The organism is Curtobacterium sp. MCJR17_020, assembly GCF_003234365.2.
Lineage (GTDB): Bacteria > Actinomycetota > Actinomycetes > Actinomycetales > Microbacteriaceae > Curtobacterium.
Genome location: NZ_CP126260.1, coordinates 691,608 through 718,563, shown reverse-complemented (window position 1 = coordinate 718,563; position 26,956 = coordinate 691,608). Strand labels below are relative to the sequence as shown.

Below are 26,956 nucleotides of genomic sequence, written 5' to 3'. Positions count from 1 at the left end.
GCACCTGTTCATCCGGCGTTCACGCAGCGGGTTCGAGGCGGGCCTACCGTCCCGGTCATGGACGTCCTCGTCATCGTCGTGCTCGTGATCGTGGTGGCCCTCGTGTTCGACTTCACGAACGGGTTCCACGACACCGCCAACGCCATGGCCACGTCGGTCGCCACCGGGGCGCTCAAGCCCCGGACCGCCGTGCTCATCTCCGCCGTCCTCAACGTGGTCGGCGCGTTCCTCTCCACCGAGGTCGCCAAGACCGTCTCGCAGGGCATCATCCGCGAGGGCCAGGACGGCGTCCACATCTCCCCCACGATGATCTTCGCCGGGCTGGTCGGTGCGGTCCTCTGGAACCTCGCCACGTGGTACCTCGGGCTGCCCTCGTCGTCGACGCACGCGCTGTTCGGCGGGCTGATCGGCGCATCGATCATCGGCGCCGGACTGAATTCGGTCGACTGGGCGACGGTGGTGTCGAAGGTCGTGCTGCCGGCGCTGCTCTCACCGGTCATCGCCGGGGTCATCGCCCTGGTGGCCACCTACCTGGCGTACGTGCTCACGAAGAACGCCACGACGCACGGTGCGGCGACGGGCTTCCGGCACGGCCAGACCGTCTCGGCGTCGCTGGTGTCGCTCGCGCACGGCACCAACGACGCGCAGAAGACGATGGGTGTCATCACGCTCACGCTCATCGCCGCGAACTACCAGGACAGCGGCACGGGCCCGGCGCTCTGGGTGATCCTGGCCTGTGGACTCGCGATCGGCCTCGGTACCTACACGGGCGGCTGGCGGATCATGCAGACGGTCGGGAAGAAGATCTCCGACGTGCAGTCGCCGCAGGGCTTCGCGGCCGAGACGAGTTCCGCCGCGACGATCCTCATCTCCTCGCACCTCGGCTTCGCCCTGTCGACGACGCACGTCACCAGCGGTTCAGTGATCGGGTCCGGGCTCGGCAAGAAGCTCGCCGACGTGCACTGGTCGGTCGTCGGCCGCATCGCCGTCGCGTGGGTGATCACGCTGCCGGCGGCCGCGGTGGTCGGCGGGTTGGCGACGTGGCTCGCCTCGACCTCGGCGGTCGGCCTCGTGCTGGTGGCGGTGCTCGCCCTGGCCGGTGGCTTGACGTTCTACTTCCTCGCGAAGCGCAAGCCGATCTCGCACGACGACGTCGCCGCCGGATCGACCGAACCCACCGACCAGGCCGAGCCGCAGCCGGCCGGCGCGCAGAACTGAGGGGAACGACGATGGAGATCGACTTCACGAGTATCGGCCTGGTCGCGGGCGTCGGCTTCGTGGCCGCGGTGGGCATCGTGCTCGTCTACACGCTCGGCCTGCGGCTGCTCGGCACCGGGCAGCCGCTCGACACCGGCGGCGAGCGCACCCAGTACTCCGAGGAGACTCCGCGGTCCGGGCACACGCCGCCGGCAGCACTTGCGGGTGCCGTCCTGTGCTTCGCGGTCTGTGTCGCCGCGGTCCTGGCGGGCATCTGGCTCACGATCCCCCAGTTCCACTAGCGCGTTCCTTCCCATCGCGCCCGCGCTGGGAAGCGGAAACGGGCGTACCTGGTCGAAACTTCCGACCAGGTACGCCCGTTTCGACCAGGTACCCGACCGACGTCAGTGCGCGGAGTAGCCGCCGTCGACCAGGTGGTAGCTGCCCGTGATGAACGAGGCCTTGTCGCTCAGCAGGAACAGCACGAGCGCGGCGACCTCCTTGTCGGTGCCGAGACGCTTCGTGGCGTGCTCCTCTTCCAGCGCCGAGATGGCCTCGGGCGTCATGGCGTTGCGGAGCAGCGGAGTGTCGATGAAGCCCGGCCCCACGGCGTTGGTGCGGACGCCCTGCGCCGAGTACTCGAGCGCGGCGACCTTGGTCAGGCCGGCCAGGGCGTGCTTCGACGCGACGTACGCGGCGTTCTGCGCGATGCCGACCGTGCCGAGCACCGACGCCATGTTCACGATCGAGCCACCGCCGGCGGCGACCATCGCGGGCAGCTCGTAGCGGAGGCCGTAGAAGACACCGTCGAGGTCGACCGCACGGACGCGGTCCCAGGCGGCGATGTCGTACTCGCCGATCTTCTGCGGGGCGGCGCCGATGCCGGCGTTGTTCACGGCGAGGTGCAGCGCGCCGTGGGTGTCGACGGCGTACTGGACCATGCGCTCGTTGTCGGCGGCGACGGCGGAGTTGGCCTCGAACGCGCTGGCGGTGCCACCGGCCTCCGTGATCTCGGACGCGACCCGCTGGGCAGCGTCGAGGTTGATGTCGGTGACGACGACCGTGGCACCCGCCGCGGCGAGCTCCTTCGCGACGGACTCGCCGATGCCGCTGCCACCACCGGTGACGATGGCGACCTTGCCCTCGAACTCGGACATGATTCCTTCTCTCTGAACAACACCTGTTGTCCAGGACAACGGTACACCCGAAAACCAGTTCGTTCACTGAACTAATGAGCTAGGCTAACGACCTGTGACCGACGCCACCGACCTCCGCATCGCCGTGAACCGGCTGTCCCGGACGCTCCGCGCGCAGAAGGCCGACACGACCGTCACCGACGCCCAGTTCGCGGCGCTCGCCCGGCTCCACCGCGACGGCGCGATGACCCTCGCCGACCTGAGTCGCCAGGACGGCGTCACCCCGCCCTCGATGACGAAGACGATCGCGGTGCTGGTCGAGCGTGGCCTGGTGTCCAAGGGCGGTCACGACGACGACCGGCGCAAGGTCGTCCTCTGTGCCACCCCGGCCGGAGCCGCGTTCGTCGAGGAGACCCGGCGCCGCCGTGACGGCTGGCTCACCCCGCGGCTCGCCGCACTCACCCCCGTCGAGCGCGCCACCCTCGCCGACGCCACCGAGATCATGAGGAGGCTGGCCCAGCAGTGACCGCCATGTTCCGCTCCCTCGCCGGACGCAACTACCGCATCTGGTTCGCCGGTGCCCTGGTGTCGAACGTCGGTACCTGGATGCAGCGCACCGCCCAGGACTGGATCGTCCTGACCCAGCTCTCCGACAACGACGCCGTCGCGGTGGGGATCACGATGGCGCTGCAGTTCGGCCCGCAGCTGCTGCTCCTCCCGCTCACCGGACTCGCCGCCGACCGCTTCGACCGCCGCAAGATGCTCATGCTCACCCAGGCGCTGATGGGCCTGCTCGGGCTGGGCCTCGGCGTCATGGTCCTCACGCACACCGCCACGCTGCTCGCGCTCTACGGCTTCGCGCTCGCGCTCGGCATCGTCGCCGCGTTCGACACCCCGATCCGGCAGGCGTTCGTGTCCGACGTCGTGCAGGGCGAGAACGTCGCGAACGCCGTCGCGCTGAACTCGGCCTCGTTCAACGCTGCGCGCCTGATCGGCCCCGCGGTCGCCGGCGTGCTCATCGCCGCCATCGGGTCGGGGTGGGTGTTCGTCATCAACGCCGGCTCGTTCCTGGCGGTCCTCATCGCCCTGCGGTTCGTCGACCCCGCGCAGCTCGCCGAGCGGGTGCACGCCGGCCGCGGCAAGGGGCAGATCGTCGCCGGTTTCCGGTACGTGCGGACCCGGCCGGACATCATCGTCGTGCTCTGCATGATCTTCGTCGTGGGCACGTTCGGCGTGAACTTCCCGATCTTCACCTCGACCATGGCGCGCGTCGAGTTCCACCAGGGCGCCGGCGAGTTCGGCCTGCTCAACTCGGTGATGGCGATCGGCTCGGTGTTCGGCGCCCTGATGTCCGCCCGCCGGGACAAGCCGCGGATGCGCACGCTGGTGCTCGCCGCCGGGGGCTTCGGCCTGGCGTGCACGGCTGCCGCCCTCGCACCCACGTACTGGACGTTCGCGTTCGTCCTGGTGTTCGTCGGACTCGCGGCCCTGACCTTCATGACCACCGCGAACGCCCTGGTCCAGACCACCACGAAGCCCGCGATGCGCGGCCGCGTGATGGCGCTCTACATGGCGATCTTCGCCGGCGGCACCCCCATCGGCGCCCCGATCGTCGGTGCCATCGCGGACGCGTTGGGTCCCCGCTGGGCCATCGCGGTCGGAGCGGCCTCGGGCTTCGTCGCGCTCGCCATCGCGATCGTCTGGCTCGTCCGTTTCCAGCGCCTGCGACTCCGGTACGACGCGGACACCCGCCTGCACCTCGCGGTCACGCACGCGATGCCGGTGGTCGGGACGCGCGCATCGCGGGCCGCGCTCCGCCAGGAGCTCGAGCGTGAAGAGGCGGTCGCCGACCGCTCCAGCGCCGTCTGACGCTTTCGCGTGGCGGACGGGAGGCACGGGTCGGGCCCGCCACGGGCCTCCCGGCCGTCGCCGATCCCGTCCAGGGCCGCGATCAGTGCGCGGGTTCGGTCACCGCGAAGACGCGCTCGTCGAGCGCCGCGGTGACCCGGTCCGCGGCGGCCGCGAGCCGGTCGCCAGCATCGCCGACGACACCGAGGGCCGCGTCGGCCGGGACGGCCTCGAGCCGGTCGCGGGCGGCGGAGAACGCCTCGACCTCCTCCGCGACGCAGGACGGTGCCACGTCGGCCAGGCACTCGGCGGCCCGTCGGACGGTGAAACGCAGGGACCGAGGACTGTGCTCGTCCAAGAGCAGGAACGCCGCGGCGTCGTCCGGCACCGGATGGTGGTCCCGGCCACGCAGGAACGCCTCGCCCGCACCGCAGGCCCGGAGCGCCGCCGTCCACGAGGTGACCGAGTCCGGTTCGAGCAGCCCCGAGGCGAGCAGCCGGGCGGTCGAGGCGACACGGGTCAGGGAGCGGCCCAGCGTGAAGAACTCCCAGACCTCGTCGCGGCTGGCGTCCCCCTCGACCACGCCGATCGCGAGAGCACTGCGTTCCCGAGCCCAGCCGAGGAACTCGTGTGCGCGGCCCGCGGCGATCTTGCGCGGCATGCGCGACCGGGTGACGTCGAGGCAGTCCCAGAGCTCGCTCGAGACGACCTCGCGGGCCCGACGGGCGTGGTCCCGCGCGACGGCGACCGCGGCGGCGATGGACGCTGGCTCGTGGCGGTCCAGTGCCAGGGCGTCGATCGTCGCGGACCGGTCGGCGTCGTTCGCCGGTCCGGCGGCCCCCACCACCGAACGGAGCTCCGCGGCGACGGCCCGGTCGTCCTCGACCGTGCCGGGTTCGCGTCGGGCGACGTAGACGTCGAGCAGGCGTGCGACCACGTCGGTGCGCTCGACCGCGCTCCCCACGTGGAAGACGTTCCCCGCGAGGCGGCTCAGCACGGCTGCTCCTGCATCCCCAGAACCTAACCAGCGGGCGTTGCGGGAGTGTTTCGGAGCCGCGTCACGGGTGTTGCAGTGTCCGATGTCCGCGCACGGGCCTGGGTCTCCGCCGCGATACCAGGCCCCTCGCTAGACAATCTAACTAGAGCGTCTAGCATTGCAGGATGACGTCCGAGGTCCTGACCAGCACCGCGGGGTTCTGGTACGAGGACTCCCCGGTCACCGCCGTCGACGTCCTGAACGCCCTGCGCCGGTACCGCACCGCCGAGAGCGCCGCGCAGCGTCGGGCTCGCGAAGCCCTGGGCATCGGCGAGAACGCGCTGCTCGCGCTGCGGGTCCTCATCGACGCCGAGCAGGACGGCCGGACCGTCAACGCCAAGGACCTGGCCGAACGGCTCGAGATCACGGCGGCGTCGACGTCGGCACTCGTGGACCGACTCGTCCGCAGCGGCCACGTCGAGCGGCACCAGGACCCGATCGACCGTCGCGGCGTGATCCTCACCGCGACGGGGACGTCCATGCGCCACGCCCTGCGCGTGATCGAGGAACTCGACGCCCGCGCCCTCGAGGTCACGGAGCACCTGCCCACCGACGAGATGGCCGTCGTCGTGGACTTCCTCGACGAGATGGTCCGCGTGGTCGACGACGTCGACGCCGGCGCCCGCGCCGTCCGCCGCGCGTAGCCTGCTGTCCATGGACCCTCGCGGCACGCACGACCCCGAGGACGACATGCCGTTCGCCGAACTCGACTCCCGGGCCCGCGCCGACGCCGCACTCCGACGGATCCAGGGCGGGGCCGATCCGACGCGCGAGGCCTTCGACCTGGCGAACACCATGAACGACGAGGCCGTGGGACGGCTCACGGCACGGCTGCGACGGTTCCTCCGCCGCGACTGACGCGTCGACTCGCGCGTCGACTCAGAAGGCGGTGCCGACCGCCGCGATGTCGTCGCCGCCGTGTCCGGCCGCACTCGCGTCGGCGTAGACGCGACCGAGGGCGTCGAGGAGCGTGGTGGACACGTCGTTCGCCCGCGCCGCCTCGGCGATCAGGCCGATGTCCTTCCGCAGCCCGTCGAGCGCAAACTGTGCCGGGAACTCCCCCGCGATGATCGCCGCACCCTTGGTGTGCGCGTACGCCGAGTCGCTCGCACTGCCGTCGATCGCGTCGAGGAACAGCTGCGGATCGAGCCCCAGCGCCGCGGCGAGGGCGATCGACTGCCCCGTGGCGGCGGTGATCGAGGCGATCCAGGCGTTGGCCGCGAGCTTGAGCGCGGTCCCGTCGCCGATCCGCTCGCCGGCGCGGACGGTCTTCGCGCCGATCGCGTCGAGCACGGGGACGACCCGGTCGACCTGGTCAGCGGGGCCGGCCGCCAGCATGGTGAGCTTCCCCTGCTCTGCCGGGGCCTTCGTGCCGAGCATCATCGCCTCGACCAGGGTGATGCCGTACTTCGCGCCGAGCTGCACGACGGTCTCGGTGCCGTCGACGCCGATCGTGGACGCCTGCACCCACACGGCGTCGGTCGGCGCGTCTCCGGCGGCCTGTTCGAGCACGTCGACCACGGCGTCGGTGTCGAAGAGGGTCAGGAGGACGACCTCGGCGTGCTCGACGGCGGCAGCCGGGTCCGCGGCGACCGTCGCACCGCGCTCACCGAGCGGTGCGGCCTTGTCGGTACTCCGGTTCCAGACCGTGACCTGGTGCCCCTCGCGCAGCAGTGATCCCGCCACGCCGGCACCCATCGCCCCGGTCCCCAACACCGTCACTCGCACGTGCGTCTCCGTCCTGCCACGGCGCGGTGCCCCGGCGTTCCCGACGCTACGCGCTCGACCGTCGTCGCTGTCAGAGCAGCCCGCGGGCCTGCAACCAGGTGGCGGGGTCGACCGGGACCCCGTCGACGATGACCTCGAAGTGCAGGTGCGCCCCGGTGGAGACGCCGGTGTTGCCGACGGCGCCGAGGGGTTGGCCGACAGACAGGACCTGACCGGGTCGCACCCCGATCGTCGACAGGTGGCCGTACCGGGTCTGGGTGCCGTCGGCGTGCTGGAGCAAGACCTGGTTGCCGTACCCGCCGAGGACCCCGGCGGAGACGACACTGCCGGGCATCGCGGCCAGGACGGTGGTGCCGATCGGCGCCGCGAAGTCGATGCCCTGGTGGTTGGTCGAGCAGGCGGAACACCCGGTCACCCAGCGCGAGCCGAACCCACCGGCGGCCGGCACGGTGCCCGCAGTGGGGCGGGCCGCAGCATCCGACGAGCCGACGGCGGTCGCACGTGCCTGGGCGGCAGCCCTGCCGATCGAGAAGCCGTCGCGGTCGACGGAGAGCTGGGCGGAGCCGTCGGCGACGAACTGCTGCACGCCGAGCACTGGACTGCTCGGCGACGGGGTCGACGCCATCGCGGTCTGCGGGGAGCCGACGGCGACGAAGAGACAGGTCACCGCCGCGGTCGCCGTCGCGGGCAGGGCACGCCGGACGGAACTGCGGAAGAAGGAGGTGGAGGCCGGGGTGACGGGAGGGGACACCGTCACCCCGGCGGCTCTGGGAGCGTCCGGGCGCGTGCCGTCACCAGCACGGCGCCACACGGACGCTTCGGGTCGGCGGGTGGTGGAGCGGGCCGCGGCCCGCCGTTCGGCACCGCGCGGGCGCAGCGGGAGGCCGTCGGTGGGCGTCGTCATCGCTCGGGGACCGCCGGGCTCAGACGCGGACGACGCCGTCGCGGGCGATCCGGTCGAGTTCGGTTGCGACGGCGTCGACGACCGCCCGGGTGATGGCGTCGGCGACGGTCTCGACCAGGACGAGCTGCTCGGGCTGCACATGGAGCTCGGTGACCACCGACGGGGTGACGCGGACCGTGATGTCGTCGATCGCGGCGACGAGGGCCGCGGGCACGAGGGTCGAGTCACCGGCGCGGACGGGAGCGTTCATCGGCGAGGTCGGTGCGGGCGCTGCGGCCGCGCGAGCCGGGGTCGGAACCGGCGCCGGGGCGACGTGGGCCTCGGGCTGGTCGCGTCGCTGGGCGATGGAGTCGAAGAGCGGGGTGGAGGACATGCTGCTGGCCGTCCGATCTGAGTCGTGGTTGCGGGCCGTTGTCGGGCGACCCGTCGGGGATCCGTGCCGTGCGGCACGTCCCTCATTCAACCATCGATATTTCAGATGTGCAATAGTGACCGAACAGATCGCGATCAGTCGGGGTCGACGGCCGCCGCGGTCGGGTCATCGGGCTGCAACGCCCGCTTCACCCGCTCGACGATCGTCGCCGGCGGGTTGTTGTAGGTGTTCGCCGGCTCCTGCCCGCTGAGCTCCTGGATCGCCGCCATCACCGCATCGGTCGCGTGACGGCGGGCGCGTCCGGACGAGGCCTCGCCGAACGCGGACAGGTCGATCGGCTTCCCGAACTCGATCGTCACCTTCGCGAGCTTCGGCAGCTTCGAGCCGACGGGCTGCACGTCCTGCGTACCCGTCAGCGCCACGGGCACCACGGGCGCGCCGCTCGTCAGGGCCAGCCAGGCCACACCCGTGCGGCCCTTGTAGATCCGGCCGTCCAGGGAGCGGGTGCCCTCCGGGTAGATCGCGAAGGCCTCGCCCTCGTTCAACCGCGCGAGCCCCAGGTCGAGCGCCTGCTGCGCCGCGGCCCCCGCACCACGTTCGACGCCGATCGCACCGATGCCGCCGAAGAACGCCCGCGACACCGCGCCACGGACCCCGGTGCCGGTGAAGTACTCCTGCTTCGCGAGGAAGGCGACCTTCCGTGGAGCCATCAACGTGATCGCCGGGGAGTCGATGAAGGAGCGGTGGTTGCTCGCGAGGATCACCGGTCCGCGCTTGGGCACGTTGCGGCGTCCGATGATCTTCGGTCGCCAGAGCATCCGCGCGAGCGGTGTCACCACTGCGCGGCTCAGCACGGTGGCGAACTTGGTCGAACCGGACACCGGGCCTCCTCGTCGTGACGGCGAACTCCCGAGTGTAATCACGCCGGCGAGCAGTACATGCTCACGGCGGCATGCACGTCCGACGGTGGGGTCAGTCGGCCTCGGACGCGACGACGTCGAGCACCGCGCGGCCGTACCGTTCGAGCTTCGCGGCGCCGACCCCGGAGATCTCGGCGAGCTGGTCGACGTCGGCCGGACGCACCGCTGCGATGCCGCGGAGCGTCGCGTCGTTGAACACCACGTACGCCGGCACACCCTGCTCGCGCGCTTGCGCAGCACGCCAGACCCGGAGCGCCTCGAACAGGCCGACCGCCTGCTGGGGCATGTCGGTGACCACGGTCCGGCGGGACGACCGGCTCGCCCGCGGTGCCTTCACCGGGTCACGACGCATCCGCACCTGGACCTTGCCGGTCAGGACCTCGGCGCTCGTCGGGCTGAGGACGACCGTGCCGAACCCGTCGCCCGACACCGCGGCGTAGCCCTGCGCGAGCAGCTGGCGGGCCACCGCGCGCCACTCGCCGTCGGACAGGTCGGAACCGATGCCGAAGGTCGCCAGGGATTCGTGCTGCAGCTCCTGCACCCGCGGTGACTGCTTGCCGACCAGGATGTCGACGAGGTGGGCGACGCCGTACCGCTGACCACGCTCACGCTCGAGCCGGACGACCGTGGACAGCAGCTTCTGCGCGGGCACCGTGCCGTCCCACGACTCGGGCGGGGCGATGCACGTGTCGCAGTTGCCGCAGGCCGTGGACGGCTGCCCGAAGTACGCCAGGAGCCGCACCCGGCGGCACTCGATCGTCTCGCACAGGCTGAGCATGGCGTCGAGGTGGGCGCTGAGCTGCCGACGGTGTGCGGCGTCGCCCTCGGACTGGTCGATCATCCGTCGCTGCTGCACGACGTCGTTCAGGCCGTACGCCAGCCACGCGGTCGACGGCAGGCCGTCACGTCCGGCACGACCGGTCTCCTGGTAGTACCCCTCGACCGACTTCGGCAGGTCGAGGTGCGCCACGAACCGGACGTCGGGCTTGTCGATGCCCATGCCGAAGGCGATCGTCGCGACCATGACGATGCCGTCCTCGCGCAGGAAGGTCGACTGGTTGCGCGCTCGCACCCGGGCGTCGAGCCCTGCGTGGTACGGCAGCGCCTGGATGCCCTGTTCGGCCAGTGCCGTCGCAGTCCGCTCGACCGACTTGCGCGACAGGCAGTAGACGATGCCCGAGTCGCCGCTGTGCTCCGTGCGGATGAAGGTGAGGAGCTGCTGCAGCGCGCCGGTCTTCGGCTCGATGCGGTACTGGATGTTCGGGCGGTCGAAGTCGGCGACGAAGTGTGCGGCGTCGTCGAGGCCGAGCCGTGCCGAGATCTCCTTGTGGGTCTGCGGGGTCGCCGTGGCGGTGAGGGCGATCCGGGGCACGGTCGGCCAGCGCTCGTGCAGGATGCTCAGCTCGAGGTAGTCCGGCCGGAAGTCGTGGCCCCACTGGGCGACGCAGTGTGCTTCGTCGATGGCGAACAGCGACACGCGCGCCCGGTCGAGGAGCGCGCGCGCGGACTCGAGCCGGAGCCGCTCGGGCGCGAGGTAGAGCATGTCGACCTCGCCCTGGACGACCGCACGCTCGACCCGGGCACGCTCGTCGGGCCCCTGCGTCGAGTTGAGGAAGGCGGCACGGACCCCGTTCGCCGCGAGGGCGTCGACCTGGTCCTGCATGAGCGCGATGAGCGGCGACACCACGACCCCGACGCCGTCGCGCACGAGCGCGGGCACCTGGTAGCAGAGCGACTTGCCACCGCCGGTGGGCATGAGCACCAGGGCGTCACCGCCGGCGACCACCTGGTCGATGATCGCCGCCTGCTCGCCGCGGAAGTCGTCGTAGCCCCACACACGGTGCAGGACGTCGAGCGCTGCGGCTCGTGAGGCAGACACGGCAGCGGGCGCGGGCGTGGTGCTCATGCCACGAGCCTACGGGCGACCGGCGGCACCCACGGCACTGTCCACAGCGGCTGTGTCCACAGCGGCTGCGTCGACGTCGTCGGCACGAACGGGCGCGCCCGCCCAGCCCGTGCCCGCCGTGCCGATCCAGCGCTTGCCACCCGCCCAGACCGGCGGCGTCCCGCCGAACCGCGGTGCCTGGTGTCCGGCGAAGGTGCGATCGAGCTTCCGCCACCAGGCCAGGAACTCGACCATGCCCCAGAACGCGAGCGACGTCCCGAGGGTGACGAGCCAGCCCCGCCAGGTGCCGTTCGCGTCCTGTGACTGCAGGTCCACCTTCGACCACCCGGGCGCCTGCAGCACGAAGATCATGATGTTGTTGAAGGCGTGCTGCAGGACGGTGGCCTCGAGTCCGCCGGTCCGGAGCACGATGATCGCCGCGATCAGGCCGAACGACCCGACGTCCAGGATGCCCCACACGTTGTAGCCGTTCGGGATGTGCAGCAGGGCGAACACGACGGTCGACACCGCGACGGCGATGATCGTGCCGGTGCGTCGCGGGATCCACGACGCGATCGTCTGCATGAGGAAACCGCGGAAGATGAACTCCTCGGCCGCGCCCTGGAACGGGACGAGCAGCACGACGAGGACGATCGTCAACGTGAGGGTGCCCAGGGACACCGTCGACTGGCCGATCGCGGCGTGGTCCCACGCGAAGCCGCCGTCGGTCGTGATCATCCCGTCGTCCCGGAACAGGCCGGTCTGCACCACGAACATGACCGCCGCGATGACCAGCGTCGGCAGCAGACACCACGCCGTCCAGGCCCACCGGACCCGGAACCGCGTCGAGGTGAGGATGCTGCCCGGACCGAGGCGTGCGACCTTGACCGCCAGCAGGATGCCGGGCAGCAGGACGACCAGCGACACGAGCGACAGCGACAGGACGAGCGGATCGGTCGGGTCCAGCGCTCCGCCCGCCAGGTCGTTCTGCAGGTCGATCAGCGCCTGTGGACCCTGGGTCACGCCGAGCGGGACGAAGTACGCCACCGCGATGACCACCTGGGAAACGAAGTACCAGCCAGCCAGGAACGCGAGGGCGACCAGCGGGCGCCACCACCTCCATCGTGCGTCGACACGGGGCAGGCGGTGGTAGGGAACGCTCACGCCCCGCAGGCTACCGGGCCGGGCAGGATGGGAGCCGTGCTCACCGTCCTGTTCGGCCTGTCCGGAGCCATCGTCTACGGCTTCGCCGACTTCCTCGGCGGCCTGGCGTCGCGGCGCGTCCGCCCGGTGACGGTCACCGCCGTCGCCGCGGCGATCGGGATCGCACCGCTCCTGCTCGGCCTGGCCGTGCTCGGCGGCTCGGCGTCGTGGACGGGCACCCTGTGGGGCGCGGTGGCCGGACTGTCCGGCGGCGTCGGGGTCCTGCTGCTCTACGCCGCGTTGGCGATCGGCCCGATGAGCGTGCTGTCACCCCTGACCGCGGTGTTCGCCGCCGTCGTCCCGGTCCTGGTGGCCGTGGCCCGCGGGACCGTCCTGTCACCGTTGGCCGTCGCCGCGGTGGTCGTGGCCGTCGTCGCGGTGGTGCTGGTGGCGGCGGTGCGGGACACCTCCGGTGCACGCCTCACCGCGCGCGGGGTCGTCGCGGCCGCGGTCGCCGGGTGCGGGTTCGGCGGGATCGTGCTCGCCTACGACATGACACCGCCCGGCGCGGGCATCCACCCGCTCGTGGTCGCGCGGGTGCTGCAGACGGTGCTGCTGGGCGCAGCGGCCCTGGTGGTGACGGTGCGTGCCGGGCGCGGGGCGCGGTCTGGAGGCGCGGCAGACCCCGCAGCGTCGGTCGGCGTCGCGGGGTCTGCCGTGTCTCCAGGGCGCTGGTGGCCGCCGCGCCTGCTGCTGACGGTCGCGGCGTGCGGCGTCCTCGACGCCCTGGCGAACGTGTGCATCCAGGCGGGGCTGCACGCGAGCGACGACCCGGGCGCCCTGCCCGTCGTGAGCGTGCTCAACGCGCTCTACCCGATCGGCACGGTCGTGCTGGCCGGGGTCGTGCTGCACGAGCGGCTGACCGTACCGCAGTGGGTCGGCATCGCGCTGGCGTTCGTGGCGTCGGTGGGCCTCGCGTTGGCCTGAGCGCGGCCCCGAGTCCCGGCGTGGGCGACAGTTCTCGGGGCGAAGAACCCGAGTACTGTCGCGCAGCCCGAGACTCGGCTGCGCGGACGGCTGCCAGCGGGGGCTCAGACGTCGGGGATGAGCCGCTTGCCGAGCGACACGGTGCGGTCGTCGGAGTACCCGAGGGACTCGTAGAAACCGAGCACCCGCTCGTTGCCGGCACGGATCTGCAGGTTCACCTTCGGGCAGCCGAGGTCGGTGAGCAGCCGCTCGAACTCGCCCATCAGCGTCCGGCCGAGACCGGAGCCCTGCAGGTCCGGCTGCACGGCGAGGTAGTTCACCCAGCCGCGGTGCCCGTCGAACCCGGCCATCCCCGCGGCGACGACCCCGCTGATCTCCGACTCCGCCACCAGGAAGAGCTCGGGCTGGACCGTGGCCTTGCGCGCGATGTCGCGGCGGGGGTCGTTCCACGGGCGGACGAGACCGCACGATTCCCAGAGGGCGACGACCGCTTCGGTGTCGTCGGCGCGGAACGGGCGGATCCGGTACTCCATCCCCCCACGTTACGGGGTGTGGAGAACGTCCTCACCGGGCCGTCGTCGTGATCTGATAGACCTGTCCGACCGACCAGCCGATCAGGAGCCCCGTGACCGCACACGACACCATCCCGTCGCGCCGCAGCGCGCGGGACGACGACGGCGGCAGACGGTCCGGGCGCCGCTCCCCCCGGCGACGGCAGACGGTCGGCGGAGCGATCGTCTCGCTCATCGCCGAACTGCTCATCATCGCGGGTGCCGGCACCGGGCTGTACGTGGTCTGGACCGCCTGGTGGACGGACGTCGTGGCGGTCAACGAGCAGTCGAAGCTCGTCGAGGGACTCGACCAGCTGAAGACCCCGGACGGGGCCGGCACCGAGCACCGTGGGACCGCACCCGTGCTGGCGGAGCCGCCGGATCTCTCCGACGTGTTCGGCACGATGCAGATCCCCCGCTTCGGCAAGGACTACAACCGGCCGATCGGCGAGGGGACCGACCGCGAGAAGGTCCTCAACACCATCGGGCTCGGGCACTACCAGGACACCGCGATGCCCGGGGCTCCCGGCAACTTCGCCGTCGCCGGGCACCGCGTGACGTACGGCAAGCCGCTCAACCAGATCGCCGAACTCAAGAAGGACGACTCGGTCGTCGTGCGGGTCACCGACGCGAAGACGAAGTTCGACGTCTGGTACGTCTACAAGGTCACCGACAGCCAGATCGTCACGCCCGACCACATCGAGACGATCGCGCCGGTGCCGAACAAGCCGGGGGTCGACCCCTCGCCGTCGGACCGCTGGCTGACCCTGACCGCGTGCCACCCGATGTGGTCGGCGGCCGAACGGTTCGTCACGCACGCGAAGCTCGACTACTGGATGCCCGCGTCCGAGGGCACCCCGAAGGAACTCTCGGAGACGGCCAAGTGATCTTCCCCCTGGTCTGGCGGCTGCTGCCCGGCCCCACGTTCCTGAAGGTGCTCGAACTGCTCGTGCTGCTCGCCGCGATCGTGTTCGTGCTGTTCCAGTGGGTGTTCCCGTGGATCGCGGCGGACATCCTGCCGCCGCCGGACGGCACCGTGGAGTCCACGCCGACCCCGTAGCCGTTGGCCACGCCGGTGACGACCGACGGCGTCAGACGGTCGTCGTGACGTGCGAGCCGCCGGCCGCGGTACGACGCACGGCGATCCGCTCCGGGATCCGCTGCTTGAGTTCCTCGACGTGGCTGACGATGCCGACCTGCCGCCCACCGGCGGTCAGTCGCGACAACTGCCCGATGACGTCGTCGAGGGTCTCCGGGTCGAGCGTGCCGAACCCCTCGTCGACGAAGAGTGTGCCGAGCGAGACGCCACCGGCCTCGGCCTGCACGACGTCGGCCAGGCCGAGCGCCAGGCACAGCGACACCGTGAACGTCTCGCCGCCGGACAGGCTGCGGGGGTCCCGCACGGTGTCCGTGGTGTGGTCGTGCACGGCGAGTGCCAGGCCGGTCCGGCGTGCCCGTGACCCGGACTCCCGCTCGTCCGAGGTCTCGAGCGTGAACCGCCCCGCGAGCATCGCCCGGAGTCGGTCGTTGGCCGCGGCGACGACGTCCTCGAACCGGCGCATGAGCACGTAGGTGCCCAGGGTGATCCCGGTCGGGTTCGCCGCAGTGACCCCGTTCGCGATGTCGGCGAGCCGGACCACGGCGCGGCTGCGTGCCGACGTCTCGTCGCGGGCACGGGTCGCCCTGGTGACCTCTGCGGCGCACCGGTCGACCGCGTCGGCACGGTCGACCGCAGAGACGGCGACCGCGACGGCCTCGTCGAGTGCGGCGGCAGCGCCCTGGCGTCCGGCACGGGCACCGTCGAGGTCGAGGCGTTCCGCGGAGTCGTCCGCCGCGGCGACCACGGCGGGCTCGGCCAGGCCGGCCACGACGACGGCCCGCTCGGCCTCGGCCGCGCTGATCAGCGTCCGCAGCCGGTCGGTGCTGTCAGGGTCGAGCCGTCCGGCCCGCGCTGCGGCGACGTCGGCGAAGTCCTGGTCGTCGAGGACCCGGTCGACCTCGGCACGGCGGTCGTCGCGGGCACGGGTCGCGGCGGCCACCCGTTCGTCGGCCTGCACGACCGCGCGGTACACCTCGAGTCGCTCGTCGAGGAGCTCGACGGCCGTCCGGAGCGTCGCGGGCCGGTCGTCGAGGAGCGCCGCGAGCCGCTCGAACGCCGCGGCCACGGTGCCGAGGTCGGTGTCGAGCCGCTCGGCGTCGGCCAGCGCGGTCGAGACCAGGACGGTCCGCCGTGCGTCGAGGTCGTTCCGCTCGCGCTGGAGCCGACCGGTCGTCGTGTCGTGCTCCGCCCGCTGTCGCTCGTGCTGCAGGACGAGCGCGGCAGCATCGTGCGCGGCCCGGACCCGTTCGTCGGCGGCCACTGTCAGGGTGTCGAGCGTGGCCGCGTCGACCGTGCCGACGACGTCGACGAGCCGCTGGTGTTCGGCACGTTCGACCGCCAGGTCCGACGCGGCGTCGGCGAGGTGCTGGTCTGCTCGGCGAGTGGCGTCGCCGGCGGCGTCGACGGCCGCGGTCGTGGGGTGGTCATCCTGCGGCGTCGCCACCGACGGGTGCGCCGTCGACCCGCAGACCGGGCACGGGTCGCCGGTCGTGAGCGCCGCCCCGAGTTCTCCGGCGAGCCCCGCGATCCGGCGTTCGCGGAGTGCCCGCTCGGCCGCGAGGGCGTCGGTCGCCGACCGGCGCGCGGCAGCGACGGACTGCTCGGCCGCGGTGACGCGCTGCGCCGCGTGGTCGCGCGCCACGAGGTCGGCTCGGAGGGACCGGATCCGGGTGACCTCGTGCGCGGCGGCGTCCGAGTCGGCTGCCGTGCGGGCCGCGGTGCGTGCGGCCTCGACGATGCGGGCCCGCTCGGTGGGCCGGGCGTCGAGTGCGGCGTCGCGTTCGAGGAGCTGCTCGGCGATCTGCTCGGCGTCCGCGGTGGCCTCGGCGATGGTGGACCGACGGGCAGCGGCGCCGTCGTCGACCGCGACGAGGTGCCGGACGGCCGACAGGTCGTCGGCCAGGGCGTCGCGTCGCAGCACGACGGCGTCGGCGTCGGCGGTGACCCCGTGGCGGTCACGCAGCGACCGGGCGGCCGCGGCGGTCTCGTCGGCGCGCAGGACCGCGGCGTCGAGTCCGTCGGCCACGGCAGCGACCCGTGCGGCGCGTTCGCCGAGGGCGAGGGCCGACCGGGCGGCGTCGACGGCGGGGGCGTCGTCGTCGAGCGCGGCCCGTCGCACGAGCAGCCCCGCGCGTCGTTCGAGCGCGGTCGCACGCGCCGTGACCGCCTGTTCGTGCTCGGCCGCGGTCGTCGCCGCCGCGGCTGCTGCAGCACGGACGGCGGCAGCAGCATCGGCGGCCGCTCGGACCGACGCCACGGTCGACGGCACGACGGTCTCGTCGGCGTCGTCGAGACCAGCGGCCTGGGCGAAGCGGTTCAGGGCGTCACGCACGCGGTCGTCGGCACCGTCGACCTCGGCCTGCACGGCACGGCGCCGCGCGGCGAGTTCGTCGGCTGTGCGGTCGTAGACCTGCGTGCCGAACAGGGACTGCAGGAGCTTGCGGCGGTCTTCGCCCGGGGACCGCAGGAACCGTGCGAACTCGCCCTGCGGCAGCACGACGGTCTGCAGGAACTGCGCGCGGTCGAGCCCGACGATGCGGCCGATCTCGACGCCGACCTCGGGGATGCGTGACGACATCGGTTCGCCGGCGACGTCGGACGGGTTCGCCAGACGGAACAGCTGCACGGACGCCTGCTGCTTGACGGTGCCGGTCCCCCGCTGCTTCGGTCGGTCGTACTGCGGGGTGCGGCGGACCCGGTAGGTCCCTGCGCTGGTCTCGAAGACGAGCTCGACGAACGGCTCCACCGCGGGGTCGGCGTGCTGGCTGTGCAGGCGGTCGGAGCTGGCGTCGGACCCGGCGAGCCCGCCGTACAGGGCGAACACGACGGCGTCGATGATGGTCGACTTGCCGGAGCCCGTCGGCCCCTCGAGCAGGAACACCCCGGAGGCCGCGAGCGCTGCGAAGTCGATGGACACCAGGTCGGGGTAGGGCCCGATGGCGCGGAGTTCGAGTCGGTGCAGGTACATCAGCGGTCCCCCTCGCGCTGCAGCGCCAGCACCGCGGCCTCGTACGCCTCGGTCAGGACGGCGTGTTCGTCGTCGTCGGGGGCGGCACCGGTGGCGAAGGCCACGAAGTCGGCTGCGACCTCGACCGGGTCGGACGTCGCCGTGACCGCACGGGCCACCGAGGCCGGACCGCGGTCGGCGGGTTCGTGCGTGATCGCCAGCGCGTGCGGGAAGAGGTCCTTCACCCGGGCGTACATGCGCTCGGGGTGCACCGTGTCGGTCACGGCCACCCGCACCCACGCGTCGGCGTCGGCCCGGAAGACCCCGGACTCGATGTCGTCGATGCCCCCGCGGACGTCGACGAGGCGGCGCGGCACCGGAGCGGGCACGAGTTCGACCGAGACGGCACCGGCCGCGTCGAGGTCGACCAGGGTCACCGACTTCTGCTGGTGCCGCTCGCCGAACGAGAACGCCAGCGGTGAGCCGGCGTAGCGGATCCGTCCGCCGTCGCCGACCCGCTGCGGGCCGTGCAGGTGCCCGAGGGCGACGTAGTCGAAGCCGTCGAAGACCGATTCGGCCACCCGGTCGACACCGCCGACGCGGATGTCCTGCTCGCTGTCGCTCGGGTCCGCGCCGCCGACGAAGGCATGTGCGACGACGACGCTGCGGGTACCGCCGCGCAGCGCGAGGTCGGACCGGATCCGCTCGGTGGCAGCGTGCACGACGGCGTGGTGCGACCGTGCGAGGGGCTCGTCCGGCACGTCGGCCAGTGCGTAGCGGGTGAGGTCGGGGTGCAGGTACGGGATGCCGTAGACCGCCACCGGGCCGTCGGCGTCGTCGACGAGCACCGGGTCGGCGATCCGGGCGGGTTCGGCGAGGATGCGGACACGGCGGTCCATCACGCCGGCACCGAAGCCCAGGCGTGCGGCGGAGTCGTGGTTGCCGGGCGTGAGCACCACGGTCGCCGTCTCGGCCAGGCGTTCGAGCACCCGGGACAGCATGCGGACCGCGTCGATCGGTGGGATCGCCCGGTCGTACACGTCACCGGCGATCACGACGAGGTCGACGGAGCGGTCCCGCACGAGGTCGACGAGCCAGTCGGTGAACGCCGCCTGGTGCTCGAGGAGGTCGGCACCGAGCAGCGTGCGGCCGAGGTGCCAGTCGCCGGTGTGCAGGATGCGCATGCGGACACGGTAACGCCGGCCGGGGACATCGCCGGACGGCCGCGCGCCGCCTGTGGAGAACTCAGGGCACGCAGCTCGCCGACGCCAGGCCGAGGACCGAGACGACCTTGACCTTGACGGTCTGGGTGCTGGTCGCGGTCCAGTTGTTGCCGAGGTTCGTGCGGAGGTTCAGCGTGTAGGTCGTGCCCAGGTCGAGCAGGCCCGCACCGCCGTAGACGAGCGAACGCTGTCCAGCGGTCGTGGCGGTCGCGAGCTGGGTCGACCCGTTCATCAGGTCGAACGAGTTCGGCACGGTCGGGTCCGTGTAGGTCCAGGCGATCGTCACGGTGCTCGACGACGCGGCCGTGCAGGTCAGCGTGGGGACACCGGTGGCCGTGCCCGCCGTGAAGGTCGACCCCGGGTTCACGGTCGTCCGCGACCACGGCACGGCCACCGCCTGTGCGGGCACGAGCACGCCGATGCTCCCCGCGATGACGAGGACCGCCGCCGCACCGCCGAAGCGGCGCAGCCGCTGCACGCGACGCTCGTGCACCCGCAGCGAGCGACGGGTGACGACGGTGGTCCCGCCGGACGGGAGGCGCGTGGCGGCGTCGTCCCGCGCCTCCCGGCCGGCATCGGTACCGTCCGACGGACCGTCACCTGACCCGTGGGCGGTGTCGCCCCCGTCCGAGCCGTCGGCGTCGTCGACCGCCGTGAGGCGGCGGAGCGACCCGTCGACCGTGCAGAGCGCGAGGAGCGCCGTCAGGCCGAGTGCGAGCACGACGACCTTGACCCACTCCCCCTGCCGGAGCCACAGGACCGGCGACCCGACGAAGGGGATGCGCAGGAAGGCGACCCCGCGCACGGCCGAGCGTTCGAGCGGCGTGGAGTCCTGCTGCGGGTTCGCGTCGCCCTTGGTGACCAGGGTGCCGCGCGGGCCGTCCTCGACGTAGCGGTGCATGCGGAGGTGACCGGGCTGGTCCGGGTCGTCCGCGAGCAGGATCTTGCCCGTCCGGACCTCGCCGGACGCGACCGGTCGCGAGACGACGACGTCCCCCGGCGTGAGCCGCGGCTCCATCGACCCGGTCATCACCGTGGTGGGTTGCCAGCCGATCAGGGCGGGCGCGGCCGCCCACAGGGCGAGGCCGAGCAGGGTCGCGACCACACCGCGTGCGACGGTGCCGACGACGACGCGCCCCCAGTCGACGACGTCACGGAGCACGGCGTGCGGTGTGGGACCACCGTGCACTGCGATGCTGCTCATGACTGCCTTCGACCGGGGGCGCGTTCTCGGGGGTGGTGACCGGGGTCGGCTCGGGCTCAGCCCCGGTCACCGGGTGGGGAGGGCTCCCGGCTCAGCTGTTCTGGGCCTCCCAGGTGAGGCCGAGGGACGCGGTGCCGCCCTGCACCGTGTTCGGCGCGGTGCTCGAGACCGTGTAGGTGAAGCGGTAGACGCGCGACTCGGACGCGGAGCCGGTCGGGGCCCAGGTGCCGAGGCCGGTGGCGAAGTTCGTGGAGCCGGTGCCGAACGCGGCGAGGGTGCCGTTGTAGAGCGTTCCGCTGGTCGCGGCCGGGGTGAAGCCGGTGCAGGAGCCGAAGCCACCGCCGGTGCCCTGCTCGACCTGCAGGTTGATGTTGCCCGAGAGGTTGTTCGTGGTGGCCGGGTTCGTGCCGTACAGCTTCACGGTCGACGCCAGCGAGCCGGTCGACGTGACCGTGATGCAGTTGGCGCCGGTCGAGCCGGGCTTGAGGCCCGTCGCGGTGAAGAGCGCGGTGTTGTTGTCGTCGTCGGTGAGGGCCACGCTGCCGGCGGTCCAGTTGCTGGTCGGGTTGACGGTGGTGGCCGAGAACGCCGAGTAGGACGCGGTCGAGACGACGACACCCGAGGCGACGAGGGCGGCGGGGATGGCGATCCAGGCCGCGAGACGGGCGGCGCGAGGGGTGACACGAGACATTGCGAGAGCTCCTGATCCGGAAACGGTGGCGCCGTGGTCGCGGTGGTTGGTCGCGTCGGTGCCGTGGGGTTTGCTACGACGATCAAGTTACTTTTCGGCCGAGCAACTCACAAGAGAAGGAACCACCCCCGTGCTGGGGGTGTCTTGACGAGTGAGATACTTGTTGACTGAGTCTTCCCACCCCCTGCCGAGAAGAGCTGCTGATGACGGACACCACCCAGCCCGTCCTGCCCGACACCCTGCCGCCCGCGCCCGTGTCGCCGACCGTCTCCGTGCCGGAGACCGTGGACTCCAACACCGACCTCGCGAAGCTCCTCACCGCCTTCCGCCTGCTCCAGACGCAACACGCCCGCGTCCTGCACCACGAGAGCGTCGTACGTGGACTGAACGCCACCGACACCCGCTTCGTGTTCTTCCTGGCCGCGGCCGACGGCGAGGGCGTCACGCCGAAGCACGCCGGCGAGTACCTCGAGCTCACCACCGGCGCCATGACGTCGCTCGTCGACCGGCTCGAGCAGCGCGGACACCTCGAGCGCCGCCCGAACCCGCAGGACCGTCGCAGCGTCCTGCTGCACCTCACCGCCTCCGGCGCCGAGGTCGCCCGGCAGATCGGCGCCGTGTACTCGGACGCCTTCCGTGAGGTCGTCGCTCCCGCCGACCGGGTCCGGCTCGCGGCCGCGTTCGCCGGGCTCGGCGACGCCCTCGACCGCCACTCGCGCGCGGAGACCGCAGCCCGTTCCGCGTGACGGTCGGCGCGACGATCCGCGTGACCTCGTGTGTCGGGGCGCGCGCGTAGCGTGGTGCGCATGACACCGTCCGAAGTCCTGATCGAAGCGTTCTCCCGCGTCCCCGAGACCGTCGAGCGTGCCGTCGACGGCCTGTCCGAGGACCAACTCGCAGCGCGTCCGGCCGCCGGGGCGAACACCCTGGCGTGGCTCGCGTGGCACACTGCCCGCGGACAGGACGTCCAGATCGCCGAGCTCGCCGGCACCGCGCAGGTGTGGACCGCCGACGGCTGGTACGAGCGGTTCGGCCTGCCGTTCCCGGCCGAGGCCCTCGGCTACGGCATGTCCCGCGACGACGTCGGTCGCGTGCGTGCCTCGGCCGAGCTGCTCACCGGGTACCTGCGTGCCGTCCACGACCGCACCGTCGCGTACCTCGGCACGCTCGACCCCGACGACCTCGACCCCGTGGTCGACGACGCGTGGGACCCGCCCGTCACCGCCGGCGCCCGGCTCGTGAGCATCCTCGACGACTGCACGCAGCACGCCGGCCAGGCCGGCTTCGTGCGCGGGCTGCTGTTCTTCAACCGCTGACGCGGTCGCGCGCTCGCCTGCTCGCTTCGTGAGCAGAAATGGTCGGGTCCGACTTCGGGACCCGACCATTTCTGCTCACCATGTGACGGACGGGAGGCCCGGTACCAGCTGGTACCGGGCCTCCCGTCGTCCGTCCGGTCGCGACTACCGCGCGGCGAGCTCGCTGACGATGCCGTCACCGGGGGCGGCCTGCACGAGGTCCGCCGCGATCTCGGCGCGCTCGAGGATGCCCTCGATCTTGCGGATGCGACCACGCGGGACGAGCGTCACGACGGTGCCCTCCTTGCCGGCACGACCCGTACGGCCGGAGCGGTGCATGTACGCCTTGTAGTCGTCCGGGGCGTCCGCCTGCACGACGAGCGACACGTCGTCGACGTGGATGCCACGGGCGGCGACGTCGGTGGCGACGAGCACGTTCACCCGGCCGCTCGTCAGGAGCTGCAGGTTCCGGGTCCGGCGCGACTGGTTCAGGTCGCCGTGGAGCGACGTGGCACGGATGCCGGCGTCCTCGAACTGGTCGGCCAGGCGCTCGGCGTAGGCACGGGTCCGGGCGAAGACGATCGTCTTGCCGTCACCGGCGACGAGCTCCTCGAGGACACGGTCCTTCTCACGCTGCTCGACCACGAGGACACGGTGGTCGATGGTCGAGGACGCCTGGTCCTCACCCGCGACCTCGTGCACGCTCGGCTCGTGCAGGAACTGCTCGACGAGCGCCGCGACCTGGGTGTCGAGCGTCGCGCTGAACAGCAGCTTCTGCGCACGGTTGCCCTGCGGGGTGACCTCGGCGGTGGCGGACAGGATCTCCTGCACCGGCTCGAGGAACCCGAGGTCGCACATGTGGTCGGCCTCGTCGAGCACGGAGATGACGACCTCGCTGAGGTCGAGCTTCCCCTTGTTCATGAGGTCCTGCACACGACCGGGGGTACCGACGATGATGTCGACGCCACGCTCGAGCGCGCCCTCCTGACGGCCGTACGGCACGCCGCCGTAGATCTGCGTCGTGAAGAGGCCCACCGAGCGGGCGATGGGCTGCACCGTGCGGTCGATCTGCAGGGCCAGCTCACGGGTCGGCGCGAGGATGAGCGCACGCGGGGCGCGGCCCATCTTGCGCTTCGTGCCGCCACCGTGCTCCATGAGCTTCTCGACGAGCGGGGCGCCGAACGCGATGGTCTTGCCCGAGCCCGTGCGGCCACGGCCGAGGACGTCCTTGCCGGCGATCACGTCGGGGATCGTCGCGGCCTGGATCGGGAACGGGCTGCTCGCGCCGAGTTCCTGCAGGGCGCGGGAGATGTTGCCGCCGATGCCGAGGTCGCCGAAGGTCACGCCCTCGACGTCCGAGGCCACGGTGGACTCGGCCTGGAGCTTCGCGAGCTTGACGTCGTCGGCGGGGACGAACTTGCCGCGCTCGGGCTCGTCGAAGGAGCGGCGGGGAGCGCTGCGGTCGTCGCGGTCGAACTTGCGCGGAGCGCGGTCGTCGCGGTCGAAGCTGCGACGGGGACGGTCGTCGTTGTCGCGACGGGGGGCGCGGTCGTCGCGGTCGAACTTGCGCGGGGCGCGGTCGTCGCGGTCGAAGCTACGACGCGGGCGATCGTCGTTGTCCCGACGGGGCGCACGGTCATCGCGGTCGAAGCGACGGGGAGCGCGGTCATCGCGGTCGAAGCTACGACGCGGGCGGTCGTCGTTGTCACGACGGGGCGCACGGTCATCGCGGTCGAAGCGACGAGGCGCGCGGTCATCGCGGTCGAAGCGCCGGGGCGCACGGTCGTCACGGTTGAAGCCACGACCACCACGGTCGTCGCGCTCGGGGCGGCGCTGGCCGCCGTTGTCACGGGGCTCCCAGTTCGGGCGGGCGGGGCGCTCGCCCTGCGCCGAGCGGCCGCGGCGCTCCTCGGCGTCCCAGCGCTGCTTCTGGCGCGGTGCAGTCGGCTCGGCAGCGCGGAACCCGCGGTGCTTGCTGCTGCGTGCGGCGGGGGTGCCGTTCGGGTGACGGGGACGGTCGGAGGCGCGGTTGTCCGCGCCCTTGTTGTACGGGGCCATGTCTGCTTTCTCGGGTGCGCAACGAACCGCAGCGCCCGACAGCGACATCGGCGGGGGCTGCTTGCGGAGAGGGGGTTCATCCCGTCGCGATTCGACGTGATTCCAGCCCTCGAGCAACACACACCCAACAAAAAGCCCGTGATCACGATGTCACGGCGTCGAAGGCCGACCGAGCGAGTCTACGCGACCCCGCGCTCTGATGCCAGCCCCGTCATCGACGGACGGCCGCGCGCCGGACCCGGCCCGGGCCTCCCGGCCTGCCCGTCGGTCAGGACTCGGCGAGCCGCTGTCGTTGCTCGGCCACGTCGAAGTCCGCCTTCGGCCACGAGAGCTGCATGTCCTCGAGGGCCCGGAGCAGGAGCTGCTGCACCGCCAGGCGGGCGTACCACTTGCGGTTCGCCGGCACGACGTACCAGGGCGCCTGCGGGGTCGAGGTCCGGTCGAACACTATCTGGTACGCGTCCTGGTAGCGGTCCCACAGCAGGCGCTCGTCGATGTCGGCCGGGTTGAACTTCCAGTGCTTGTCGGGGCGGTCGAGTCGCTCGCCGAGTCGTTCGCGCTGCTCGTCCTTCGAGATGTGCAGCATCACCTTGACGATCGTGGTGCCCTCGGCGGTGAGGCGGTCCTCGAACTCGGTGATCGCGCCGTAGCGTCGTTCGATCTCGTCCGGCGCCGCGAACGCCCGGATGCGCTGGATGAGGACGTCCTCGTAGTGCGAGCGGTCGAAGACGCCGAGCTGCCCGGCGCTCGGCAGCTGACGCTCGATGCGCCAGAGGAAGTCGTGCTCGCGCTCCTCGGCCGTCGGGGCCTTGAAGCCCGCGTACCGCACGCCGTTGGGGTCGACCGCACCGACGACGTGCGAGACGATGCCGCCCTTGCCGGCGGTGTCCATCGCCTGCAGGACGAGCAGCACCCGGCGCTGGTCGCCGGCGGTCGACGCCGCGTACAGCCGCTCCTGCAGGGCGGCGAGGCGGGACGCCCCCGCGGCGAGCGCTTCGAGTCCGTCGATCTTGCGGCCGGGGAATCCCGGGGTCGCATCCGGGTCGACCTGGTCGAGGCGGAAGCCCGGTTCGACGCGGAGCAGTGGTTCGGGATCGGCGTTCCAGGCCTTGCGACGGCTCACGGGTCCTCCTGCGGTCCGGGCGGCGGGTGCCCCCTGCCCTCATCCTGGCACTGTGGCGGTTCCGCCGTCGGGTTGCGCCGTCGGGTTGCGCGGTCGGGGTTCCTCCGCTGGGGTGACGTGGCCGGCCTCGGGTGCGGCTACCGTGGACCCGATGAAGTCCGGCCGCCGCACAGTGCTCGCGCTCGTCGCCGCGGTCGTGGCGCTCGGCGCGGTCGCGTCCTGCAGTACGGACCCCGTCGGTGACGAGAACGCGACGGTCACCGCGGACAGCGTCATCTACCCGCTGTCCCTGCAGTACCACGGCATCGACGTGGTCGCGGATGTGCCGTACGGCACGGCTCCGCTGCAGCGACTCGACGTCTGCCTGCCGGCCGACAGCGCCCCGGAGACGACCGCGACCCCCACGGCGACGCCGTCCGCCACCCCGACGGCCGACCCCGCCGAGGCCGCAGCCAGCACCGGTCGGCCCGCGGTGCTGATGATCCACGGCGGGAGCTGGTCGCACGGCGACAAGGCCACGGCCGCCTACCGGTCGGTGTGCAAGTACCTGGCGTCCGAGGGCTTCGTCACGTTCAACGTGGACTACCGACTCGCCCCCACCGATCCGTTCCCGGCCGGACTCGACGACGTCCGACGGGCGCTCGACTACGTGTTCCGCCCCACCACGCTGTCCACGTACGACGTCGACTCCCAGCGGGTCGGGGTGTTCGGCGGGAGCGCGGGCGGCAACCTGGCGGCGATGCTCGCGGTGACCGACCACGAGTCCGCCGCGTACGCCGAGGGCGACCGGATCCGTGCGGTGGTCGACCTGAGCGGCCCCACGAACCTGACGTCACGCTCGACCCGGGCCGACGGGGTGTCTGCGTCCTTCCAGCGCAAGCAGCTGCTCTACCTCGGCTGCCGGACGTACGCGAAGTGTCCAGCGGCCACCCGGGCGTCGCCGGAGTACCACGTCACCTCGGACACGGCGCCGTTCTTCATCGGGCACTCGACGGACGAGTTCATCCCGCTGTGGGAGTCACAGGAGTTCGCGGCGACGCTCCGGTCACACGACGTGCCGGTCACGTTCGTGCAGGTCGAGGGGACGGCGCACTCGATCGCGCAGCTCGACGAGGCGATGAGCCGCCGTGTCGCGACGTTCTTCCGGACCCAGCTGGGGTGACACGCTGCGTGGGTGCCGCGTGCCCCGGGTGGGTGGCACCCGGAGTCGGGACTGCCGCTGCCGAGCCCGCGGCCGCAGACTTCGGGGGTGACCGACACCTCGACCCGCCCTGCACGCGCCGCCGCGACCCGATGGGACCGTTCCGCGCTGCAGACCTCTGCGGAGTTGCTGCTCGGGCTGTCGTTCGCCGCCACCATGGCCTTCGGCGGGTACGCGGCCGCGACCGGGCAGCTGACCGTGTTCGCGCAGGGTTCCGGGGTCGTCTTCCTGGTCACGCTCACCTGCGTGCTCGTGTCGTGGTTCCGGGCCGTCGAGCGCGAGGAGCGTGCTGACCACCTGGCCACGGCGTCCGTCGCTCCGGCCGTGGTCCCGGTGCCGGCGGTGGTCCCGGTGCCGCTCACGACCGCCGCCATCGCGGCCGTCGACGCCGAGTACCGCAGGTAGCG

Annotated in this window: 28 protein-coding genes; 13 read left to right on the top strand and 15 right to left on the bottom strand. The window is 72.2% G+C overall.

What is annotated here, in order from left to right:
- Positions 1-57 precede the first annotated feature (57 nt).
- Complete coding sequence (locus tag DEJ14_RS03495; protein WP_111085529.1) at positions 58-1,218, top strand: inorganic phosphate transporter; 1,161 nt, start codon at positions 58-60, stop codon at positions 1,216-1,218.
- Between the two features lie 11 nt (positions 1,219-1,229).
- A complete protein-coding gene (locus tag DEJ14_RS03490) occupies positions 1,230-1,499 on the top strand; it encodes a hypothetical protein (protein WP_111085530.1) in 270 nt (89 codons plus the stop codon).
- 102 nt (positions 1,500-1,601) lie between these two features.
- Here DEJ14_RS03490 and DEJ14_RS03485 read toward each other — a convergent pair whose 3' ends face one another.
- Entirely contained in the window at positions 1,602-2,354 is a 753-nt protein-coding gene (locus DEJ14_RS03485; RefSeq protein WP_111085531.1) for an SDR family NAD(P)-dependent oxidoreductase, read from the bottom strand.
- 94 nt (positions 2,355-2,448) lie between these two features.
- Here DEJ14_RS03485 and DEJ14_RS03480 point away from each other — a divergent pair, with 94 nt between their 5' ends.
- Together DEJ14_RS03480 and DEJ14_RS03475 are read left to right on the top strand one after the other, a co-directional pair.
- Positions 2,449-2,859 carry a MarR family winged helix-turn-helix transcriptional regulator gene (locus DEJ14_RS03480; protein ID WP_111085532.1) on the top strand — a complete coding sequence of 137 codons (411 nt, stop codon included), beginning with the start codon at positions 2,449-2,451 and terminating at the stop codon, positions 2,857-2,859.
- Positions 2,856-4,202, top strand: coding sequence for an MFS transporter (locus DEJ14_RS03475; RefSeq protein WP_349775264.1), 1,347 nt, complete (start codon positions 2,856-2,858; stop codon positions 4,200-4,202). Before DEJ14_RS03480 ends, DEJ14_RS03475 begins: the two co-directional genes overlap by 4 nt.
- Positions 4,203-4,284: 82 nt before the next feature.
- Here DEJ14_RS03475 and DEJ14_RS03470 read toward each other — a convergent pair whose 3' ends face one another.
- A complete protein-coding gene (locus DEJ14_RS03470; RefSeq protein WP_181437549.1) occupies positions 4,285-5,178 on the bottom strand; it encodes an alpha-E domain-containing protein in 894 nt (297 codons plus the stop codon).
- Between the two features lie 164 nt (positions 5,179-5,342).
- Between DEJ14_RS03470 and DEJ14_RS03465 the strand changes: the two genes are divergently transcribed.
- Entirely contained in the window at positions 5,343-5,861 is a 519-nt protein-coding gene (locus tag DEJ14_RS03465; protein ID WP_111085535.1) for a MarR family winged helix-turn-helix transcriptional regulator, read from the top strand.
- A 10-nt stretch (positions 5,862-5,871) separates the two neighbouring features.
- A complete protein-coding gene (locus tag DEJ14_RS03460; protein ID WP_111085536.1) occupies positions 5,872-6,075 on the top strand; it encodes a hypothetical protein in 204 nt (67 codons plus the stop codon).
- Between the two features lie 21 nt (positions 6,076-6,096).
- Here DEJ14_RS03460 and DEJ14_RS03455 read toward each other — a convergent pair whose 3' ends face one another.
- The 6 genes from DEJ14_RS03455 to DEJ14_RS03430 all read right to left on the bottom strand — a co-directional run bounded on the left by DEJ14_RS03455 (position 6,097) and on the right by DEJ14_RS03430 (position 12,191).
- On the bottom strand, positions 6,097-6,933 hold the full coding sequence (locus DEJ14_RS03455) for an NAD(P)-dependent oxidoreductase (RefSeq protein WP_284180445.1): 837 nt from the start codon (positions 6,931-6,933) through the stop codon (positions 6,097-6,099).
- A gap of 82 nt (positions 6,934-7,015) precedes the next feature.
- Positions 7,016-7,849, bottom strand: coding sequence for a M23 family metallopeptidase (locus DEJ14_RS03450; RefSeq protein ID WP_111085538.1), 834 nt, complete (start codon positions 7,847-7,849; stop codon positions 7,016-7,018).
- 19 nt (positions 7,850-7,868) lie between these two features.
- The gene (locus DEJ14_RS03445) at positions 7,869-8,222 is read right to left on the bottom strand and encodes a hypothetical protein (protein WP_111085539.1); all 354 of its coding nucleotides are present in this window, start codon (positions 8,220-8,222) and stop codon (positions 7,869-7,871) included.
- A gap of 134 nt (positions 8,223-8,356) precedes the next feature.
- On the bottom strand, positions 8,357-9,103 hold the full coding sequence (locus DEJ14_RS03440) for a lysophospholipid acyltransferase family protein (RefSeq protein ID WP_111085540.1): 747 nt from the start codon (positions 9,101-9,103) through the stop codon (positions 8,357-8,359).
- A gap of 91 nt (positions 9,104-9,194) precedes the next feature.
- Positions 9,195-11,048, bottom strand: a complete 1,854-nt coding sequence (gene recQ / locus DEJ14_RS03435) for a DNA helicase RecQ (protein ID WP_111085541.1) — start codon at positions 11,046-11,048, stop codon at positions 9,195-9,197.
- Between the two features lie 9 nt (positions 11,049-11,057).
- Positions 11,058-12,191, bottom strand: coding sequence for a CPBP family intramembrane glutamic endopeptidase (locus DEJ14_RS03430; protein ID WP_146249761.1), 1,134 nt, complete (start codon positions 12,189-12,191; stop codon positions 11,058-11,060).
- 36 nt (positions 12,192-12,227) lie between these two features.
- Between DEJ14_RS03430 and DEJ14_RS03425 the strand changes: the two genes are divergently transcribed.
- Positions 12,228-13,157 (top strand): EamA family transporter, encoded by a 930-nt coding sequence (locus tag DEJ14_RS03425; protein ID WP_111085543.1) that lies wholly within the window; start codon positions 12,228-12,230, stop codon positions 13,155-13,157.
- Positions 13,158-13,261: 104 nt separating this feature from the next.
- Here DEJ14_RS03425 and DEJ14_RS03420 read toward each other — a convergent pair whose 3' ends face one another.
- Positions 13,262-13,690 carry a GNAT family acetyltransferase gene (locus tag DEJ14_RS03420; RefSeq protein WP_111085544.1) on the bottom strand — a complete coding sequence of 143 codons (429 nt, stop codon included), beginning with the start codon at positions 13,688-13,690 and terminating at the stop codon, positions 13,262-13,264.
- A 92-nt stretch (positions 13,691-13,782) separates the two neighbouring features.
- On the opposite strand from DEJ14_RS03420, the gene DEJ14_RS03415 reads away from it, so the two are divergent.
- Both DEJ14_RS03415 and DEJ14_RS03410 read left to right on the top strand, forming a co-directional pair.
- Positions 13,783-14,595 carry a class E sortase gene (locus tag DEJ14_RS03415; protein WP_243648843.1) on the top strand — a complete coding sequence of 271 codons (813 nt, stop codon included), beginning with the start codon at positions 13,783-13,785 and terminating at the stop codon, positions 14,593-14,595.
- Positions 14,592-14,768 carry a hypothetical protein gene (locus DEJ14_RS03410; RefSeq protein WP_159573240.1) on the top strand — a complete coding sequence of 59 codons (177 nt, stop codon included), beginning with the start codon at positions 14,592-14,594 and terminating at the stop codon, positions 14,766-14,768. The genes DEJ14_RS03415 and DEJ14_RS03410 overlap by 4 nt, the downstream gene beginning before the upstream one ends.
- Positions 14,769-14,799: 31 nt before the next feature.
- Here the strand turns inward: DEJ14_RS03410 and DEJ14_RS03405 are convergent, their stop codons facing one another.
- The 4 genes from DEJ14_RS03405 to DEJ14_RS03390 all read right to left on the bottom strand — a co-directional run bounded on the left by DEJ14_RS03405 (position 14,800) and on the right by DEJ14_RS03390 (position 20,872).
- Positions 14,800-17,775: an AAA family ATPase gene (locus DEJ14_RS03405; protein ID WP_111085545.1), complete on the bottom strand. Its 2,976-nt coding sequence runs from the start codon at positions 17,773-17,775 to the stop codon at positions 14,800-14,802.
- On the bottom strand, positions 17,775-18,938 hold the full coding sequence (locus DEJ14_RS03400; RefSeq protein ID WP_111085546.1) for an exonuclease SbcCD subunit D: 1,164 nt from the start codon (positions 18,936-18,938) through the stop codon (positions 17,775-17,777). Before DEJ14_RS03400 ends, DEJ14_RS03405 begins: the two co-directional genes overlap by 1 nt.
- Before the next feature lie 61 nt (positions 18,939-18,999).
- Positions 19,000-20,181 carry a S24/S26 family peptidase gene (locus tag DEJ14_RS03395; protein WP_111085547.1) on the bottom strand — a complete coding sequence of 394 codons (1,182 nt, stop codon included), beginning with the start codon at positions 20,179-20,181 and terminating at the stop codon, positions 19,000-19,002.
- Positions 20,182-20,272: 91 nt separating this feature from the next.
- Positions 20,273-20,872, bottom strand: coding sequence for a hypothetical protein (locus tag DEJ14_RS03390; protein WP_111085548.1), 600 nt, complete (start codon positions 20,870-20,872; stop codon positions 20,273-20,275).
- A 203-nt stretch (positions 20,873-21,075) separates the two neighbouring features.
- Here DEJ14_RS03390 and DEJ14_RS03385 point away from each other — a divergent pair, with 203 nt between their 5' ends.
- Both DEJ14_RS03385 and DEJ14_RS03380 read left to right on the top strand, forming a co-directional pair.
- Positions 21,076-21,618: a MarR family winged helix-turn-helix transcriptional regulator gene (locus DEJ14_RS03385; RefSeq protein ID WP_111085549.1), complete on the top strand. Its 543-nt coding sequence runs from the start codon at positions 21,076-21,078 to the stop codon at positions 21,616-21,618.
- 60 nt (positions 21,619-21,678) lie between these two features.
- Positions 21,679-22,188, top strand: coding sequence for a mycothiol transferase (locus tag DEJ14_RS03380; RefSeq protein WP_111085550.1), 510 nt, complete (start codon positions 21,679-21,681; stop codon positions 22,186-22,188).
- Positions 22,189-22,332: 144 nt separating this feature from the next.
- On the opposite strand, the gene DEJ14_RS03375 is transcribed toward DEJ14_RS03380, so the two are convergent.
- Together DEJ14_RS03375 and DEJ14_RS03370 are read right to left on the bottom strand one after the other, a co-directional pair.
- Positions 22,333-24,225 carry a DEAD/DEAH box helicase gene (locus tag DEJ14_RS03375; RefSeq protein WP_111085551.1) on the bottom strand — a complete coding sequence of 631 codons (1,893 nt, stop codon included), beginning with the start codon at positions 24,223-24,225 and terminating at the stop codon, positions 22,333-22,335.
- 268 nt (positions 24,226-24,493) lie between these two features.
- Positions 24,494-25,348, bottom strand: a complete 855-nt coding sequence (locus tag DEJ14_RS03370; protein ID WP_258373280.1) for a PPK2 family polyphosphate kinase — start codon at positions 25,346-25,348, stop codon at positions 24,494-24,496.
- Between the two features lie 151 nt (positions 25,349-25,499).
- On the opposite strand from DEJ14_RS03370, the gene DEJ14_RS03365 reads away from it, so the two are divergent.
- Together DEJ14_RS03365 and DEJ14_RS03360 are read left to right on the top strand one after the other, a co-directional pair.
- On the top strand, positions 25,500-26,510 hold the full coding sequence (locus tag DEJ14_RS03365; protein ID WP_111085552.1) for an alpha/beta hydrolase: 1,011 nt from the start codon (positions 25,500-25,502) through the stop codon (positions 26,508-26,510).
- An 87-nt stretch (positions 26,511-26,597) separates the two neighbouring features.
- A complete protein-coding gene (locus tag DEJ14_RS03360) occupies positions 26,598-26,954 on the top strand; it encodes a hypothetical protein (protein WP_111085553.1) in 357 nt (118 codons plus the stop codon).
- Positions 26,955-26,956: the final 2 nt, after the last annotated feature.

Bases quoted from the DNA above. Each gene is read 5' to 3' on its own strand.
- DEJ14_RS03495 (WP_111085529.1), top strand. From the start codon at position 58: ATGGACGTCCTCGTCATCGTCGTGCTCGTGATCGTGGTGGCCCTCGTG.
- DEJ14_RS03490 (WP_111085530.1), top strand. From the start codon at position 1,230: ATGGAGATCGACTTCACGAGTATCGGCCTGGTCGCGGGCGTCGGCTTC.
- DEJ14_RS03485 (WP_111085531.1), bottom strand. From the start codon at position 2,354: ATGTCCGAGTTCGAGGGCAAGGTCGCCATCGTCACCGGTGGTGGCAGC.
- DEJ14_RS03465 (WP_111085535.1), top strand. From the start codon at position 5,343: ATGACGTCCGAGGTCCTGACCAGCACCGCGGGGTTCTGGTACGAGGAC.
- DEJ14_RS03460 (WP_111085536.1), top strand. From the start codon at position 5,872: ATGGACCCTCGCGGCACGCACGACCCCGAGGACGACATGCCGTTCGCC.
- DEJ14_RS03450 (WP_111085538.1), bottom strand. From the start codon at position 7,849: ATGACGACGCCCACCGACGGCCTCCCGCTGCGCCCGCGCGGTGCCGAA.
- DEJ14_RS03445 (WP_111085539.1), bottom strand. From the start codon at position 8,222: ATGTCCTCCACCCCGCTCTTCGACTCCATCGCCCAGCGACGCGACCAG.
- recQ (WP_111085541.1), bottom strand. From the start codon at position 11,048: ATGAGCACCACGCCCGCGCCCGCTGCCGTGTCTGCCTCACGAGCCGCA.
- DEJ14_RS03420 (WP_111085544.1), bottom strand. From the start codon at position 13,690: ATGGAGTACCGGATCCGCCCGTTCCGCGCCGACGACACCGAAGCGGTC.
- DEJ14_RS03405 (WP_111085545.1), bottom strand. From the start codon at position 17,775: ATGTACCTGCACCGACTCGAACTCCGCGCCATCGGGCCCTACCCCGAC.
- DEJ14_RS03400 (WP_111085546.1), bottom strand. From the start codon at position 18,938: ATGCGCATCCTGCACACCGGCGACTGGCACCTCGGCCGCACGCTGCTC.
- DEJ14_RS03395 (WP_111085547.1), bottom strand. From the start codon at position 20,181: ATGAGCAGCATCGCAGTGCACGGTGGTCCCACACCGCACGCCGTGCTC.
- DEJ14_RS03390 (WP_111085548.1), bottom strand. From the start codon at position 20,872: ATGTCTCGTGTCACCCCTCGCGCCGCCCGTCTCGCGGCCTGGATCGCC.
- DEJ14_RS03385 (WP_111085549.1), top strand. From the start codon at position 21,076: ATGACGGACACCACCCAGCCCGTCCTGCCCGACACCCTGCCGCCCGCG.
- DEJ14_RS03380 (WP_111085550.1), top strand. From the start codon at position 21,679: ATGACACCGTCCGAAGTCCTGATCGAAGCGTTCTCCCGCGTCCCCGAG.
- DEJ14_RS03375 (WP_111085551.1), bottom strand. From the start codon at position 24,225: ATGGCCCCGTACAACAAGGGCGCGGACAACCGCGCCTCCGACCGTCCC.
- DEJ14_RS03365 (WP_111085552.1), top strand. From the start codon at position 25,500: ATGAAGTCCGGCCGCCGCACAGTGCTCGCGCTCGTCGCCGCGGTCGTG.